13 protein-coding genes and 1 pseudogene are annotated in these 15,035 nt (G+C 73.6%); 6 read left to right on the top strand and 8 right to left on the bottom strand.

Translation table 11 applies throughout. From position 1 onward, the window contains the following. Positions 1–3,274: FtsK/SpoIIIE domain-containing protein (locus E4P38_RS22415; RefSeq protein ID WP_167760669.1), on the top strand; the 3,274-nt coding region annotated here is incomplete at its 5' end. Here E4P38_RS22415 and E4P38_RS22410 read toward each other — a convergent pair. The 4 genes from E4P38_RS22410 to E4P38_RS22395 all read right to left on the bottom strand — a co-directional run bounded on the left by E4P38_RS22410 (position 3,217) and on the right by E4P38_RS22395 (position 7,262). Continuing rightward, complete coding sequence (locus tag E4P38_RS22410) at positions 3,217–3,729, bottom strand: hypothetical protein (RefSeq protein WP_135134208.1); 513 nt, start codon at positions 3,727–3,729, stop codon at positions 3,217–3,219. The two genes, E4P38_RS22415 and E4P38_RS22410, sit on opposite strands and share 58 nt — an antisense overlap. A 50-nt stretch (positions 3,730–3,779) precedes the next feature. Then, positions 3,780–5,159, bottom strand: coding sequence for a wax ester/triacylglycerol synthase family O-acyltransferase (locus E4P38_RS22405; RefSeq protein ID WP_135134207.1), 1,380 nt, complete (start codon positions 5,157–5,159; stop codon positions 3,780–3,782). 64 nt (positions 5,160–5,223) lie between these two features. Then, the gene (locus E4P38_RS22400) at positions 5,224–6,519 is read right to left on the bottom strand and encodes a chromosome partitioning protein (protein WP_135134206.1); all 1,296 of its coding nucleotides are present in this window, start codon (positions 6,517–6,519) and stop codon (positions 5,224–5,226) included. Further along, on the bottom strand, positions 6,519–7,262 hold the full coding sequence (locus tag E4P38_RS22395) for an SAF domain-containing protein (protein WP_245161236.1): 744 nt from the start codon (positions 7,260–7,262) through the stop codon (positions 6,519–6,521). Before E4P38_RS22395 ends, E4P38_RS22400 begins: the two co-directional genes overlap by 1 nt. 215 nt (positions 7,263–7,477) lie before the next feature. On the opposite strand from E4P38_RS22395, the gene E4P38_RS22390 reads away from it, so the two are divergent. Beyond that, positions 7,478–7,732 carry a helix-turn-helix domain-containing protein gene (locus E4P38_RS22390; RefSeq protein WP_135134204.1) on the top strand — a complete coding sequence of 85 codons (255 nt, stop codon included), beginning with the start codon at positions 7,478–7,480 and terminating at the stop codon, positions 7,730–7,732. A gap of 13 nt (positions 7,733–7,745) precedes the next feature. Here the strand turns inward: E4P38_RS22390 and E4P38_RS22385 are convergent, their stop codons facing one another. Then, on the bottom strand, positions 7,746–8,315 hold the full coding sequence (locus E4P38_RS22385; protein ID WP_135134203.1) for a hypothetical protein: 570 nt from the start codon (positions 8,313–8,315) through the stop codon (positions 7,746–7,748). A gap of 100 nt (positions 8,316–8,415) precedes the next feature. Between E4P38_RS22385 and E4P38_RS22380 the strand changes: the two genes are divergently transcribed. Together E4P38_RS22380 and E4P38_RS22375 are read left to right on the top strand one after the other, a co-directional pair. Continuing rightward, entirely contained in the window at positions 8,416–9,111 is a 696-nt protein-coding gene (locus tag E4P38_RS22380; protein WP_135134202.1) for a hypothetical protein, read from the top strand. Positions 9,112–9,166: 55 nt separating this feature from the next. Next, positions 9,167–9,715, top strand: a complete 549-nt coding sequence (locus tag E4P38_RS22375; protein ID WP_135134201.1) for an Rv3235 family protein — start codon at positions 9,167–9,169, stop codon at positions 9,713–9,715. Positions 9,716–9,731: 16 nt separating this feature from the next. On the opposite strand, the gene secA is transcribed toward E4P38_RS22375, so the two are convergent. Continuing rightward, entirely contained in the window at positions 9,732–12,716 is a 2,985-nt protein-coding gene (secA, locus tag E4P38_RS22370; protein ID WP_135134200.1) for a preprotein translocase subunit SecA, read from the bottom strand. A 72-nt stretch (positions 12,717–12,788) separates the two neighbouring features. Here secA and E4P38_RS22365 point away from each other — a divergent pair, with 72 nt between their 5' ends. Together E4P38_RS22365 and E4P38_RS22360 are read left to right on the top strand one after the other, a co-directional pair. Then, a complete protein-coding gene (locus E4P38_RS22365) occupies positions 12,789–13,181 on the top strand; it encodes a PPOX class F420-dependent oxidoreductase (protein ID WP_135134199.1) in 393 nt (130 codons plus the stop codon). Then, the gene (locus E4P38_RS22360) at positions 13,178–13,735 is read left to right on the top strand and encodes a GNAT family N-acetyltransferase (RefSeq protein ID WP_135134198.1); all 558 of its coding nucleotides are present in this window, start codon (positions 13,178–13,180) and stop codon (positions 13,733–13,735) included. Before E4P38_RS22365 ends, E4P38_RS22360 begins: the two co-directional genes overlap by 4 nt. Before the next feature lie 46 nt (positions 13,736–13,781). Here E4P38_RS22360 and raiA read toward each other — a convergent pair whose 3' ends face one another. Then, complete coding sequence (gene raiA / locus E4P38_RS22355) at positions 13,782–14,480, bottom strand: ribosome-associated translation inhibitor RaiA (RefSeq protein ID WP_135134197.1); 699 nt, start codon at positions 14,478–14,480, stop codon at positions 13,782–13,784. Positions 14,481–14,577: 97 nt separating this feature from the next. After that, a pseudogene (locus tag E4P38_RS22350) lies at positions 14,578–15,035 on the bottom strand (hypothetical protein); the annotation flags it as partial.

Below are 15,035 nucleotides of genomic sequence, written 5' to 3'. Positions count from 1 at the left end.
GGCCCGCGGCGACGCCGACGCGCTCACCGTCCGCGTCGGGTGTGGCCCCGGCGCCACCAGGGTGACCCGCGTCCAGCCCGACGGGACCCGCGTCCGCGCGACCGCCGCGCACCTGCCGGTCGCCGTCGACCTCCGGACGGGCGGGGGGCTGGCCGTGGTGGGCCCGCGCGAACGCGCCCTCGGGGTGCTCACCACCGTCGTCGCCCAGGTGACCGCACTCCACGCCCCGGGGGAGGTCGAGCTGCTCCTGCTCACCGATGCCACCCGACTGCACGACTGGGAGTGGGCCCGGTGGCTCCCCCATCTCGATCCGGGCGCGGTGCACGTCCGTCCGACCGATGCAACCGGCCACGAGGGCGACGAGCACCTGAATGCGTGGCTGACCACGCTGACCGCGCGGCGTCGCGCAGTGTCCGGCGACCGGGCCGGCCATCCAGGGCCGGTGTCGGCGTCCGGCTGGCTCGTCGTCGTGGTCGACCGGCCACTGGACGCGCGCATCGCGGCCACGCTCCGCGTTGCACGCGACGCCGGAGTCCTCACCGTGGCCGCGGTGGACTCCGTCGAGGACGTCCCGGTGCCGGTCGATGCCGTGCTGCGCCTCTCCGGGGAGACGGGGGACGTGGCGGTACTGAGCCGGGAGGGTGTCGCCGACCGTGCGGACGTGCGCGTGGACCGGTTCCCCCGGGCTACGGCAGCGGAGTTCGCCCGCGACCTGGCCGGTCTGGCGCCGGTCCGCTCCGGCAACGCGCTCCCCCGGCGTGTCCGGCTGCTCGACCTGCCCTCCGCGGGGCTGACCCTGGACGCGTCCGGACGGATCGACGGGCACTGGGACACCGCGCGCGACCGGCTGGTGGCCACGCTCGGGCGGACGGCCCAGGGGCCCCTGCAGGTCGACCTGTGCCGCGAAGGCCCGCACGCCCTCGTGGCGGGCACCACCGGATCCGGGAAGTCCGAGCTGCTGCAGACACTGATCGCCGGCCTGGCGATGCAGCATCCGCCCGACCGCTGCTCCTTCCTGCTGGTCGACTACAAGGGCGGTGCCGCCTTCGCCGAGGCGGCCACGCTGCCGCACACCGTCGGTCTGGTCACCGACCTCGACGGCCAGACCACGGCTCGCGCCCTGCGGTCCCTGGGCGCCGAGCTGACCCGGCGCGAGCAGATCCTCATCGCGCACGACGCGCCGGACATCGCGGCGTTGCCCGATGACGTCGCACTCGCACGACTCGTGATCGTGGTGGACGAGTTCGCGACGCTGGCCGAGGAACTGCCGACGTTCGTGCCGGGCCTGATCTCCATCGCCCAGCGGGGCCGGTCCCTGGGTGTGCACCTCGTCCTGGCCACGCAGCGGCCCAGCGGGGTGGTCTCCCCCGAGATCCGGGCGAACTGCACACTGCGGATCTGCCTGCGCACGACGGACGAGGCCGACTCCCGCGACGTCCTCGGCACCACCGACGCCGCCCATCTACCGGTGGACCTGCCGGGCCGCGGCTACCTGCGCTCGGGCAGCGGAGCGCCCCTTCCGCTGCAGGTCGCCCGGGTGGCCGGAGCCGCGGACACCCGCCGCGGGACCGGTCCGGAAGCGCACCTCCGCGTCTGGCCGGTGGGCGTTCCGCGGTCCGTCGAGAGCACGCCGGACGTCACCGACCTGACCCGCCTCTGCCGTGCGGTCAGCGCGCACGCCGCGACCCTCGGCCGACCCACCCCTCATCGGCCGTGGCGCCCCCCGTTGCCCGACTCCATCCCGGCGGCCGGGCTCGAGGAGCATCACGGCGCACCGCGAGGGGCCCAGGAAAACCGGACCCGGCTGGCGGTCGGTCTGATCGACCGCCCCGACATCCAGTCCCGCGGGCTCCTCGAACTCGACATCGAGGAGGGCGGCACGTGGCTGGCCGTGGGTGGCGCACGCAGCGGACGGACCACGCTGCTCCGGACAGTGCTGGGCGAGGCAGTGCACCGCTTCGGGCCCGACGAACTGCACGTGCACGTGATCGAGTCCGGCGGCGGCTCCCTGGCCGCCGATGCCGCAGCACTCCCGCACGCCGGGACGACCGTTCGCGGGGAGGACGCCCTCCGGACGGTCCGGCTGATCGACCGGCTCAGCCGGGAGGTGGCCGCCCGTCGAGCGGGCGCTGCTCCGGGCAGGTATCCACTTCTCCTGCTGCTCGTCGACGGCATGGAGGCGCTCACCGCGCTGCTGGACGAGGCGGACCCCACCCGTGGATCGGCCGGGCTCCTGCGGCTCCTGCGGGACGGAGCCGCTGTCGGCCTCACCTGCGTCGTGACCGCCGACCGGGCCGTGCCCGGCGGTCGACTCGCCGCGGCCGCGCGGCAGCGGCTGGTCCTGCCACTGCCGGACCGCGCGGACTACGCCGTCGCCGGCATCGCCGCGCGCGCCGTGCCCGAGCTGCGGACGCCGGGACGTGCACTCATCGGAGAGGACGCGCTGGAGTGCCAGCTCGCCCTCCCCCGTGCGCTCGACGCGGTCGAGACGTCCCGCCACCGGTTCCCGCCGCCGGTACGGATCGTGGAGCTGCCGGCGGAACCGGTGTTCGTGCTCCCGTCGCCGGCGTCGTCCACCGGGCAGTCGGTCGACGGTGGCGTGCTCGCCCTCGCTGTCGGACCGGGCGGTGACGAGGGCGATCCGCTCGTCGTCGACCTGCTGCGCACCGGTGGTCTGCTCGTGTCGGGGTCGCCGGGCAGTGGGCGCTCGACGGCGCTGGACGCCTTCGCCCGGCACCTCACGGCCGTCGGGGCCGCCGTGCTGCGCGTCGGACTCCCGTCAGGAGGCTCCAGCGGGTCCGACGCCCCGTCGGCGTGGATCGACCCGGGCGACGAGGCCGCTGTCCGCGCCTGGATCCAGCAGCTGGCCGGACGTCCGGGGGTGGTCGTCGCCGACGACGTCGGCGCACCGGCCGAGAGCGCCGCGCTCGGCGCGCTCCCTGCCCTCGGGGCCCGCGCCGGCGTCGCCCTGATCGCGGCAGCGGGCGCAGGGCAGCTGTCCGGGCACTACCAAGGACCCGTCGCCGCCCTCCGGCGCAGCCGGAGCGGTCTCCTGCTGTGTCCGGGACCGGGCGACGCCGACCTGCTGGGCATCCGGCTCCCCCGGACACCCCTGCCCGTGCGGCCCGGCAGCGGATGGCTGGTCACGGGGGCGGTCCTGGAGCGGGTACAGGTCGCCCGGCGGGTCCCGGCCGGCACACCGGCGACGCCGGCGGGTCAGAGCAGCTCCAGCGCCGGCCCGATCTCCTGCGTCGCGTACCAGGCGAGCTCGTGACCTTCGGCCTGGTCGACCAGGAACTGGGCATCCTCGCTGCCGAGGTCGGCCTCGAGGACCACGTTGACCGCCGCGCGGACGTCGTCCTCGGCGTCAGCGCCGTCGATGTGCGCGCTGGCGACGTCCTGCACCCGGATGTCCCCCTCGACCCGGGCAGCGCCGCGGTCGGTGTCGGGATCGTCCATCGGGCTGACCGCGGCGTCGGGCACGTCGGCCGCGATCACGACCCGGCGCCGAGCCGCGGTCGGGTCCGCGTCGACCAGCCGCAGACTCGCCCGGGCTGCAGCGAGCAGGGCGGCGTACTCCAGTTCCTCGGTGTCGGCGTCGGCGTCGCTGAGCTCGTAGAACTCGCGGAGCTGCGGCGTGACGGCGAAGACCGTGTGCGGTCCGGGCAGGACGCCGTCCTCCACGAGGTTCCGCAGGACGCTCGTCGTGGCAGGCAGGTAGACGCGCACCCGGCTCGTTCCCTTCGTCGATGAGGGGCGACGGTAACCCGGCCCGCCGATCAGCCGGCCGTCTCGACGAGCTGACCGACCTCCTGCTCGATGAGATCGGCCAGGACGTCGACGTCCCCGACACTGTCCCGGTCGGCGTTCAGCCCGAAGTAGACCCGCCCGTCGTAGCTGGTCATGCCGATGGACAACCCCTGGCCGCGGGCCAGCGGGACCACCGGGAAGACCTCCAGCATCCGACTCCCCGCCGCGTAGAGCGGGAACTGGGGGCCGGGCACATTGGTCACCACGAGGTTGAACAAGCGGCGCGACAGTCCCCGCGCCGCCCGTGCGCCCAGGGCGTGCAGGGTCGGCGGCGCGAACCCGGTGAGAGCGATCAGGCTGTCCGCTCCCACGGACTGGCCGTGCTGGGCGATTCCGCGCATCGCGTAGCTGAGGCGGGTCAGCCGGACCCGCGGATTGGGTTCGCCCACCGGCAGATCGACGAGGTAGGACGACACCCGGTTGCCGGCGACCGGGTTCTCGTCCTGCATCGAGACCGGGACGAGCGCCCGGACCGACGTGCCGGCCACGACCGGTTCTCCGCGCGAGAGCAACCACTCGCGCAGGGCTCCCGTGACGACGGTCAGTAGCACGTCGTTGACCGTGCCGCCGTGCGCCTTCCGGATCGTCTTGAGGTCGTGGAGGTCGGCCCGCGCGACCGCGACCCGCCGCTGGCGGCCGACGGGTGAGTTCAGCGGACTGTGCGGTGCCGCCAGCATGGTCTTCCGTGCCGTCCGGAGCAGTCCCCCGGCCACCCCGGTCAGCCGGGCCGCCGTCGACCGGACGTCGGTGACCGCTCCCCGGGCGGTGTCCACGATCGCGGACGGGCGTCGGGCGTACTCGTCGAGCGCCTGCCACACCAACTGGGCGCCGTTCGGCGGTCGCTGCGGTCGCCAGGTGCCGGCCTCGGGGGCAGGGGCGTCGGGTTCGACGTCCAGCAGCACCTGGCCGATGTCGATCGCGCTGAGTCCGTCGACGAGCGCCGGGTGGGTCTTGGTGACGACCGCCACCCGGCCGCGGGACAGGCCCTCGACCAGGTACATCTCCCAGAGCGGACGGGTGCGGTCGAGCGGCCGCGATGCCAACCGGGAGACGAGGTCGAGCAGTTGGGCCTCGGTGCCCGGACGGGGCAGCCCGTTGCGCCGCAGGTGGTAGGCGATGTCGAAGTCGGGGTCGTCGACCCAGACGGGGTTCGCGAGATGGCCGGGAACCTCCGCCACCCGCTGGCGGTACCGCGGCACGAGTGGCAGCCGCGCCTCCACGAGCGCGGCGAGCGCGTCGACACCCCCGGGCGGTGCCTCGAGGATGAGGACGCCCCCCACGTGCATCGGGGTGTCCGGTTCCTCCAGATAGAGGAACGAGGCATCCAGTCTCGTGAGCCGCTCGACCATCGATCTCCTCAGGGGTGGGGTGGCTCACGCTACGGGCGGCGTCAGGCCACCGACACCTCGACGGTCATCCGGCCACGCGGTCACGCCGCCGGCCGCGTCGGCCGGCTACCGGCTCGGCCACCTCGACCAGCTCGGCGGCCAGTGCCCGGAGAGCGACCCGCAGCGGGGAGGTCGCCGCCACCTCGGAGAGCGTGCGACCGGCAGCCAGGGCGGCGTCGGTGGCCCGCCGGTCGGCAGGCAGGAAGAACCGCGCCTCGCGGCCGGTGAAGCGCTCCAGGGCGGAGGCGATCTCGGCTCTCGCGTCACCGGGGACCGGACCGCGGCGCACCTGGTTGACCACCAGGACGGGCTCGACCTCCGGCAGCACCTCGCGCAGCTCGCCGAGCGCCCGGATGCTGCGCTGCAGCGCGACCGGGTCGGCGCCGCTGACGCACAGCACCGTGTCCGCACCCTCCAGCACCGCGAGGGTGGCGCCGTTGCGCCGCGGGGCCGCCGTGTCGAAGGAGAGCTCCTCGTCGTCCTCGAGGCTGAACGAGCAGTCGACGACGGTGACCCCGGCCAGGCGACGGGCCTCATCCAGCACCGCCGTCACGGCGCGAGGTCGCAGCTCCGGCCACCGGTCGGCGCGGGCGAGCCCGGTCAGCACCCTCAGGTGCGGGCGCACCGACCACGCCAGCCGGACCAGCCCCGCGGAGTCGAGGGTGCCGGAGCCGGCCAAGCGGGCGGCGCCGGCGAGACCCGGCGACTCGTCGAGCAGGCCGAGCATCTGCGCCACGACGCCCCCGTAGACGTCGGCGTCCACCAGTAGCGTCGATACCCCCAGCCGGGCCGCCTCGTCGGCGACACCGACGGCGACCGTGGTGCGGCCCGGGGCCCCGGTCGGTCCCCAGACGGCGACCACCCGGCCACGTCCGTAGGGCCGCTCCTCCGGCTCCACGGGCCTGCCGAGGGCCGGGAGCGCGGCCCGGGGATCAGCGACGTCCCGCCCCTGTGCGGGGACGCCGGCCACGGCCTCACGCAGCGCCGACGCGATCGCCTCGGGCTCGGCGTCCGCAGGCAGGACCCGACGCACCCCGAGCTGACGCAGACGGTCGGCGGCTCGCTCGTCCCCGGGCTCCACGAGCCCCACGACGGCGACGCCGGCGGCCTCGAGGCGCGCGACCGCATCGCCGTCGAGGCGGCGCAGTTCGGCGGAGAGCAGCGCGGCCTGGCCGGTGCCCGTGGCGGCCACCGCCAGCAGTTCGGAGACGTCGACGCACCGGCGGACGACGGTCACGCCGTGGTCGGCGCGATCGAGCGCGCCGACGAGCGCCGACTCCCACGCGGCCCCCGTGACGGCCGTGAACACCTGCAGCGCCATCAGCCGGTCGGCCCCGCCGCCGGGGCCCGTCCCGCACTCGCCGTGCCGGAGTCGGCGTCCACCGAGTCGTGCACGACCACGACCAGCGGGCGGCCGGCGATCGCGCCCAGCACGTCGGGTGCGTCCCGTGCGGTCACCGCGACCACGACCTGGATCGCCGTGGTCGGCGTGGAGAGAACGCCTTCGGAGCGGCCGGAGATGGCCTGGACGGGCGCCTTGCGGACCACCAGGGTGACGCTGCCGTCGGCGACACCGGTCGCGCCGGCCGCGGGGTCGGCAACGGCGTAGACGTCGACCAGCTGCCCCCGTTCGAGGCCAGGGGGGACGTAGCCGGACTGCACGGGAAGAGCCAGCTGCACCAGGTCGCCGACCTCCTCGAGCGCGGAGCGCGGCAGCAGTTCCCCGGCGCGGACCGCACGGGAGAGGGTGCTGCCCTCCGGCTCGGTGCCCGCCGACAGGTAGGAGCCGGCCGCATCGCCCAGCCGGACGTCCACGATCCGCAGGTCGTCGACGGTCAGCTCCGTGCCGGCCGCGAGATCTCCGGTGGCGGCCCAGACGGGAACGGTGGCGTCCGCGGCTCCCACGACCCTCGCGCCGAGGAGCACCGAACCCAGGACGAGCAGCACACCGAGAACGAGGCGGAGATCGAGCCATCGGGGCGGCCGGATCCGTCGCGGCGTCGGGCCGGGCAGCGCCTCGGCGGCAGCCGGCACCGCGGTGGCCGGAGGTCGAACCGCGGTCACAGCACGATCACCTGGTTCAGCTCCCCTTCCCGGGCCGAGACGCCGGCGACCCGGTGTGTCGCATACCGATGTGCCGGCATGGCAGCGTTCGAGTGCAGATGATGCGTCATTCATGCGATGGAGCGCACTCGTCATCCACACGTTCGGGTGTGGATGGTTGCCACGAACCACCGATGTGGCTGACAGACTGACCCGGACCGGACGGAGAGGACCCGATGCCCACGCCCCGCTTTCTGACGCTCGATGACGTCGCGGAGATCCTCAACGTGTCGTGGTCGCAGGCCTACGCGCTCGTCCGTCGCAAGGAACTGATCGCCATCCAGATCGGCGGCCGGGGCCAGTGGCGGGTCGAGGTCGACGAACTCGAGCGCTTCATCCAGCAGAAGTACGCGGAGGCGCGCGCCGGCACGGCGCCCGCCGCCGACAGCAGTCCGGAAGCGGTCGATCAGGACGCCGACTCCCGCTCCTGAAGGCGCGGCGGGCTCAGTCCAGGCCCGAGGTCACCGTCCGGACGACGGCGATCCCCGCGATGACGACCGCCCGCACCCCCTGTACCGCCTCCGATCGGCGGGGCAGGTCCGCCGGGTGTTCGGCGAGCTCGACGTAGTCCGCCCCGACCCGGTCGAGCGTTCCGCCGAGCACACTCCCGTCGTCCAGGACGATCTGGACCGCGCTCCGGTCGCGCGCCAGGCCACGTAGCGCGCGCCTCAGGTCCAGCCGTCCGCGGACCTCTCCGATCAACTCCGGCGCGGCGGTCCGCCGCCCGAGCCCTGCGGCCGATCGGACGGCAGCCAACGCGACGAGGGTCGGCCGACCGCCGTCGTCCTCCACGAGCAGCCAGTCGGCGCCGACCTCGACCAGCACACCGGCCACCGTGCCCGCGCCGCGACAACCGAGGACGAGCGGGAAACCCTCCGCGCCACGCAGTCGGTCGGCGAGGCCCGACGCCCCGACCTCGGCCCGCGTCCGCGAGGCGGATTCCGCCTGCTCGATCGCACCTTCCTCGGCCTCGAACTGCGCCTGCAGGTCCGCGAACAACTGCTGCCACCGCATCCCGCTCCACCTCCCCGCTCAGCCTAGATCTATGCCAAGACTTGCGTTTGCTTGCATTTGCTTGCTTTAGTGCTCATCCGTCAGTCCTGAGGAGGTCGAGATGTCGATACGTCGCCTAGTGGTCACGACGGCGGCCATGGCCGCCGTCGCCGTCGTCCTGGCCGCCTTGACGCCTCCGCTGCCAGCCATGACGAGCGCCCTCACCGCGGCCCAGCGGACGGCGGACACCCAGGGGCCCGACGTCCTGATCACGGCTGCGACCGGTCTGCTGGCCTGGGTCGTCTGGACCTGGGGTGCCCTGGGCCTTGCGCTCACGGCCGCGTCCGCGCTGCCGGGCGTCCTGGGTGGGGCGGCACGACGGGCCCTGCAGGTCACGCTCCCCGCGGGAGCGCGACGGAGCGCAGCGCTGGTTCTCGGGCTGGGGCTCGGCGTGGTCGGCCCGCTGGCCGGCACCGCGGTCCCGGGGCTCGTCGCGACGGCGTCCGCCGCCGCGCCTGCGGCGGCCGTCCCGGACTGGCCACTCGCACCCGGTGACGCCCGCACCCCGGTGCCCGACTGGCCCACCGGGGCGGAGTCCACCGACCTGCCGATCGCCGCCGAGCGCGTCGTCATCCGCGGCGACTGCCTGTGGCACATCGCCGCGGACTCGCTCCTCGGCCAGCTCGGCCGGCTCCCGACCGACGGCGAGGTGGCCACCGCCGTGCAGGCCTGGTGGAGCGCCAACGCCGACGTGATCGGCCCCGATCCCGACCTGCTCCTGCCCGGCCAGGTGCTGCGCCCCCCGGGCCCGCCATGAGCGAGCAGCCGCAGCCCGACGTCCACCGCCAGCGCCACCACCCTGGGAGAACCCGATGACCGCCTCGCTCCGCCCCGCCGCCGACAACGCGCCCGAACCGTCGCCGCTGCGGCTGGTCGTCGTGCCGACGCCGCAGCCGCCGCTCGTCGACGACCGCATCCCGGTCCGACTGGTCCGGCCCGGCGTGGGCGTCCCGCGCCCGATCCACCGCCCGGGCCCCCGGCCCGTGGCCGCGTACCCGCCCCTGCGCGACGACTTCGGCCCGACCTGGTCCAGCCGGACGGACCTGCCCGACCCCCGGGAGACCGGACGCCGGCTGATCACCCTGACCCTCGAGGCGCTGGCCGGCCGGCGGCCCCTCCTCCAGGTGCAGTCGATGACCTCACCGGGCGTCTTCGCTGCACTGTCCGGCGGTCGCCGGCCCCGCTGGTGCGTCGCCAGCTCCACGCCGCTGCTGGTCGGACGGGTGCACGTGCACGAACCGGTCGACGGCGTCGCCGAGATCACCGCGATCGCCCGGCGGGACGGCCGGGCGCACGCGGTGGCCGCCCGGCTCGAAGGCATCGACGGCCGGTGGCGCTGCACCGCGCTGCAGATCGGCTAGACCACGGGGTGCTTTCTCAGTTGCTGGAGGCCCCATGGCAGAACTTGTACTTCTTGCCCGAGCCGCAGGGGCACGGTGCGTTGCGCGACGGCTCCTTGGAGCCGGTCACCGTGGCGGTCTTCGCCGCCTTGGCCGATCCGCTCTCCTTGGCCGAGCCGTCGAGGCTCGGCGCCGAGTACTGCAGGTTCTCCGGCAGCCGCGGCTGGTCCAGACCCTTGACCGCAAGCTGCGGCCCGGTGCCCGACGGCTTCGGCGCCTCGACGACCGGAGTCGCCGCCGCGGGGGCCTTGACGGCCCCGCCCTTGCGGGCGCTGGCCTGCGCCGGAGCCTTGGCCGGAGCCTTGGCCGGGGCCTGCGCCGCGGGAGCCTGGGCCTGAGCCGGTGCCTGCGCAGCAGCTTCGGCCGCCTGGCGGGCCAGCACCCGCGCCGTCCCCTCCTGGGCGGCAGCGAGGGCGGCGGCCTCGGCCTCGTCCTGCTTGGCCTTGGCCTCGGCCTCCTGCTCCTCCTTGGTCTTCACCTCGAGGTTGAACAGGAAGCCGACGGACTCCTCCTTGATGCCGTCGAGCATCGCGTTGAACATGTCGAAGCCCTCGCGCTGGTACTCCACGACCGGGTCGCGGTTGGCCATCGCGCGCAGGTGGATGCCGGCCCGCAGGTAGTCCATCTCGTAGAGATGCTCGCGCCACTTGCGGTCCAGGACGCTGAGCAGCACCCGCCGCTCCAGCTCCCGCATGACGTCCGAGCCGAGCCCGGTCTCGCGCTCGTCGTAGGCGCGGTGCACGTCGGCGAGCAGTTCCTCCTTGAGCGTCCCGGCCGAGAGCGCCGCCTGGTCGCCGTCGGCGACCCGCTCGAGCAGCTCGGTGCGGTCCAGGCCCACCGGGTACAGCGCCTTGAGGCCGGTCCACAGCAGCTCGAGGTCCCAGTCCTCGGAGTAGCCGGTCTCGGTCGCGCCGTCGACGTAGGCGCCGATGACGTCGTCGACCATCGACTGGATCTGGACGTGCAGGTCCGCACCCTCGAGCACCTTGCGCCGCTCGTCGTAGATGACGGTGCGCTGGCGGTTGAGGACCTCGTCGTACTTGAGGACGTCCTTGCGGACCTCGAAGTTCTGCTGCTCCACCTGGGTCTGCGCCGAGCGGATCGCGCGGCTGACCATCTTCGACTCGATCGGCTGGTCGTCGGGAACCCGCAGCGTGGTCATCATCGACTCGAGCATCGGGCCGTTGAAGCGGCGCATCAGGTCGTCACCGAGGGAGAGGTAGAACCGTGACTCCCCCGGGTCGCCCTGGCGGCCGGAGCGACCGCGCAGCTGGTTGTCGATCCGCCGGCTCTCGTGCCGCTCGGTGCCCAGTACGTAGAGGCCACCCACCTCGACGACCTGCTCGTGCTCGGCCTTGACCTGCGTCTTGGCCTCCTCCAGCGCCTCGTCCCAGGCCGCCTCGTACTCCTCCGGGGTCTCCGACGGCGACAGGCCGCGGGCCCGCAGGTGCTCGTCGGCGATGAACTCCGGGTTACCGCCCAGCACGATGTCGGTACCGCGGCCGGCCATGTTGGTGGCCACGGTGACGGCACCCAGCCGCCCGGCCTGGGCGATGATCGCCGCCTCACGGGCGTGGTTCTTGGCGTTCAGCACCTCGTGCGGGATCCCGCGCTTGAGCAGGTACTTGGCCAGGACCTCGGACTTCTCGACGCTCGCCGTACCGGCCAGCACCGGCTGCCCGGCCTCGTGCCGCTCGGCGATGTCGTCGACGACGGAGTCGAACTTGGCCTTCTCCGTCTTGTAGATGACGTCGGACTTGTCCTCGCGGACCATCGGCCGGTTGGTCGGGATCGGCGTGACGCCCAGCTTGTAGGTCTGGTGCAGCTCGGCGGCCTCGGTCGAGGCCGTACCGGTCATCCCGGAGAGCTTCTCGTAGAGCCGGAAGTAGTTCTGGAGGGTGATCGTGGCGAGAGTCTGGTTCTCGTCCTTGATCTTCACCTTCTCCTTGGCCTCGATGGCCTGGTGCATGCCCTCGTTGTAGCGGCGGCCGGCCAGCACGCGGCCGGTGAACTCGTCGACGATCAGGACCTCGCCGTTGGCGACGATGTACTGCTGGTCCTTGTGGAAGAGCTCCTTGGCCTTCAGCGAGTTGTTGAGGTAGCCGATCAGCGGGGTGTTGGCCGCCTCGTAGAGGTTGTCGATGCCGAGCTGGTCCTCGACGAACTCGACGCCCTCCTCGGTGATGGCGACCGTGCGCTTGCCCTCTTCGACCTCGTAGTGGACGTCCCGCTTGAGCAGCGGCGCGATCCGGGCGAACTCCCCGTACCACTTGGCGCTGGTCTCGGCGGGGCCACTGATGATCAGCGGGGTGCGGGCCTCGTCGATGAGGATCGAATCGACCTCGTCGACGATCGCGAAGTGGTGCCCGCGCTGCACGAGGTCGTCCTTGCTCCACGCCATGTTGTCGCGGAGGTAGTCGAACCCGAACTCGTTGTTCGTGCCGTGCGTGATGTCGCACAGGTACTGCTCGCGTCGCACCGGGGGCGCCTGGCCAGACACGATCGTGCCGACCGTGAGACCCAGGAACCGGTGCACCCGACCCATCCACTCCGCGTCACGGGCGGCCAGGTAGTCGTTGGTGGTGACCACGTGCACGCCGTCGCCGGCGAGGGCATTGAGATAGGCCGCCAGCACACCGGTCAGGGTCTTGCCCTCACCGGTCTTCATCTCGGCGACCTGGCCCAGGTGCAGCGCGGCGCCGCCCATCAGCTGCACGCGGTAGTGCCGCTGGCCCAGCGTGCGGGTCGCCGCCTCGCGGACGACGGCGAACGCCTCGGGCAGGAGCTCGTCGAGGGACTCACCCTCGGCGTACCGCTCCTTGAACTCGTCGGTCTTGGCCCGCAGTTCCGCGTCGGTCAGCGCGCCGGTCTCGTCGGCGCGGGACTCGACCGCGTCAGCGATCTTGGAGAGCCGGCGGACGATCTTGCCTTCACCGGCACGGAGCAGTTTCTGGAACACCACACCCCCAGCGTAGGCGGCAGACCTGGCAAGGTCGCCCATGCCGGGCCGCGGCGTCGTCCGTAGCCTGCAGCGGTGGCCCGCGACCCGTCCGACCCCGGCCCCGAACTGCTCGCCTTCCTCGCCGAACGGCACCTGGCGACGCTCACCACGCTGCGCCCCGACGGCACCCCGCACGTCGTCCCCGTCGGCGTCACTTACGACGCCGCGACCCGTACCGCACGCGTGATCACCTCCGGCAGCTCGGCCAAGGTCCGCCACATCCGAGAGGGGCAGCCGCTCGTCGCCGTGTGCCAGGTCGACGGGCGCCGCTGGGTCACCCTCGAGGGGACGGCGGTGGTGCGCGACGACCCCGCCGCCGTGGCCGACGCCGTCGAGCGCTACGCCGGTCGCTACCGGCGGCCGCGGGAGAACCCCGCGCGGGTGGCCATCGAGATCTCCGTCGACCGCATCCTGGGGAACGCATGACCCTCGACCTGTCCGCCGTCGACCTGCGCACCGAGGTCGTGCGCACCGAGCGGCTCGTGCTGCGCCCGTTCCGGCCCACGGACGTCGACGCCGTCCACCGCGCCTCCCAGGACCCGGAGACGCAGCGCTGGATCAGCGGCATCCCTGTCCCGTACACCCTCGAGGACGCCCGGAAGTTCGTCGAGGACATCGCCATGAAGGAACGCGCGGACGGGCTGGGTCTGTCCTGCGTGATCGAGGCCGACGGCGAGCTCGTCGGCACCTGCGGGCTGTACCTGCGCGGTGGCCGGCTGGGGCCCGAGATCGGCTACACGATCGCACCGTGGGGCCGCAGGAAGGGCTACGCCGCCGAGGCGGCGCACGGGCTGGCGGACTGGGGCGTCGCACTGGGCGCACCCCGGGTGCACCTGTTCGTCGACGTCGGGAACACCGCCTCCCAGGCCACGGCGGTGCGGGCCGGGTTCACGCCGGAGGGAACCGTCCGCTCGTGCCTGGACCACCGCGACGGCTCCCGCCGTGACGCGGTGCTCTTCGGCCGGCTGGCCGGCGACTGAGCGGCCGGTACGGGAGGGCGCGGGATGCCGCGCCCTCCCGGCCGGATCAGGCGGGCGCGGCGGCCTCGCGCGGCGCGGTCTGCGCGGTGTGGGCGGGGCCGGCGCCGTTCTGCGCCACCTCGGTCAGGCGGATCAGGCCGTAGTCATAGGCGTGCCGGCGGTAGACGACGGTCGGCTGACCGGTCTCGGCGCACTGGAACAGGAAGAAGTCGTGGCCGACCAGTTCCATCTCGTGGAGGGCCTGGTCGACGGTCATGGGGGTGGCGGGATGGTGCTTCTCGCGGACGACCCGACCGGGCAGGTGTTCGTCCAGATCGGTGACGTGCGGCCCCGCGGCCAGCTGCCGGTCCAGGTCCAGGGCGCCGACCGCGGCGACGTCGCCGTCGACGGCGGTGTTGCCGGTGAGGCGGACGCTGGCGGGGGTCCTGCGGCCGTGGTGCACGCGGCGGCGGTCGGCGGCCCGGCGGAGCCGGGCGTCGAGCTTCTGGGTGGCGAGGTCGAGCGCGGCGTAGAAGTCGGCGCCGTCTGCCTCGGCGCGGACGACCGGGCCCTTGCCGCGGAGGGTGATCTCCACGCGCTGGCAGTGTGCTGCCTGGCGAGGATTCTTCTCGTGGAACAGCTCCACATCCATCCGGAGCATCTTCAACTTGCCGTCGAACCGTTCGAGCTGACCGACCTTGTCCTCGACGTGCTGGCGGTAGTGCTCCGGAACCTCGACGTTACGACCACGGACCACGATCTCCATGTGACCTCCCGGTTGGACGGGTGTAGTCGCTTCGACGCTAGTCCCTCGCACCCCGTCCCGACAGTCGATCAGGAGGGTCGTCCGGCTCGTTCTCGGGTCACGTCGCGACAACCCGCAGGTGGCTCCCCGAAGTCGCTCCGACGATCCGACGCGGGGTCGCGGCGACCACGGCCGCAAGCACCGGCGGATCGCCCGGACGGACGGCCGGCGACAGTGCTGCCGCGGCCTCGGTGAGGGTCGCGCCACTCGTGACGACGTCGTCGACGAGCACCAGCAGCGATCCGGGGGCCGCCTCCCGGGTCCACCGGAACGTGCCGGCCAGGTTGGCGCGGCGGGCGGCCGCCGACAGCCCCGCGGAGTCGCGAGCCTGCCCCTCCCGCTGCAGCAGCCGGGCCTCCGCCGTGGGCATTCCCGCGGCCCGCAGCTCCGCCACCGCACCGGCGGTGAGCTCCCGCACGTGGTCCCGGCCGCGGGTACGCAGCGCCGTCCGGGAGCTCGGCACCGGCACGAGCAGCACCGGCCCGCGGGCGTCCGGCACCGCGCTCACCACCGCGG

This window comes from Blastococcus sp. CT_GayMR16, assembly GCF_004570875.1.
GTDB lineage: Bacteria > Actinomycetota > Actinomycetes > Mycobacteriales > Geodermatophilaceae > Blastococcus_B.
Note: the sequence above shows the minus strand (reverse complement) of the source record. Positions and strands in the feature narration are given on the sequence as shown.

Bases quoted from the DNA above. Each gene is read 5' to 3' on its own strand.
- E4P38_RS22390 (WP_135134204.1), top strand. From the start codon at position 7,478: ATGCCCACGCCCCGCTTTCTGACGCTCGATGACGTCGCGGAGATCCTC.
- raiA (WP_135134197.1), bottom strand. From the start codon at position 14,480: ATGGAGATCGTGGTCCGTGGTCGTAACGTCGAGGTTCCGGAGCACTAC.
- E4P38_RS22375 (WP_135134201.1), top strand. From the start codon at position 9,167: ATGACCGCCTCGCTCCGCCCCGCCGCCGACAACGCGCCCGAACCGTCG.
- E4P38_RS22360 (WP_135134198.1), top strand. From the start codon at position 13,178: ATGACCCTCGACCTGTCCGCCGTCGACCTGCGCACCGAGGTCGTGCGC.
- E4P38_RS22405 (WP_135134207.1), bottom strand. From the start codon at position 5,159: ATGGTCGAGCGGCTCACGAGACTGGATGCCTCGTTCCTCTATCTGGAG.
- E4P38_RS22385 (WP_135134203.1), bottom strand. From the start codon at position 8,315: ATGCGGTGGCAGCAGTTGTTCGCGGACCTGCAGGCGCAGTTCGAGGCC.
- E4P38_RS22400 (WP_135134206.1), bottom strand. From the start codon at position 6,519: ATGGCGCTGCAGGTGTTCACGGCCGTCACGGGGGCCGCGTGGGAGTCG.
- E4P38_RS22380 (WP_135134202.1), top strand. From the start codon at position 8,416: ATGTCGATACGTCGCCTAGTGGTCACGACGGCGGCCATGGCCGCCGTC.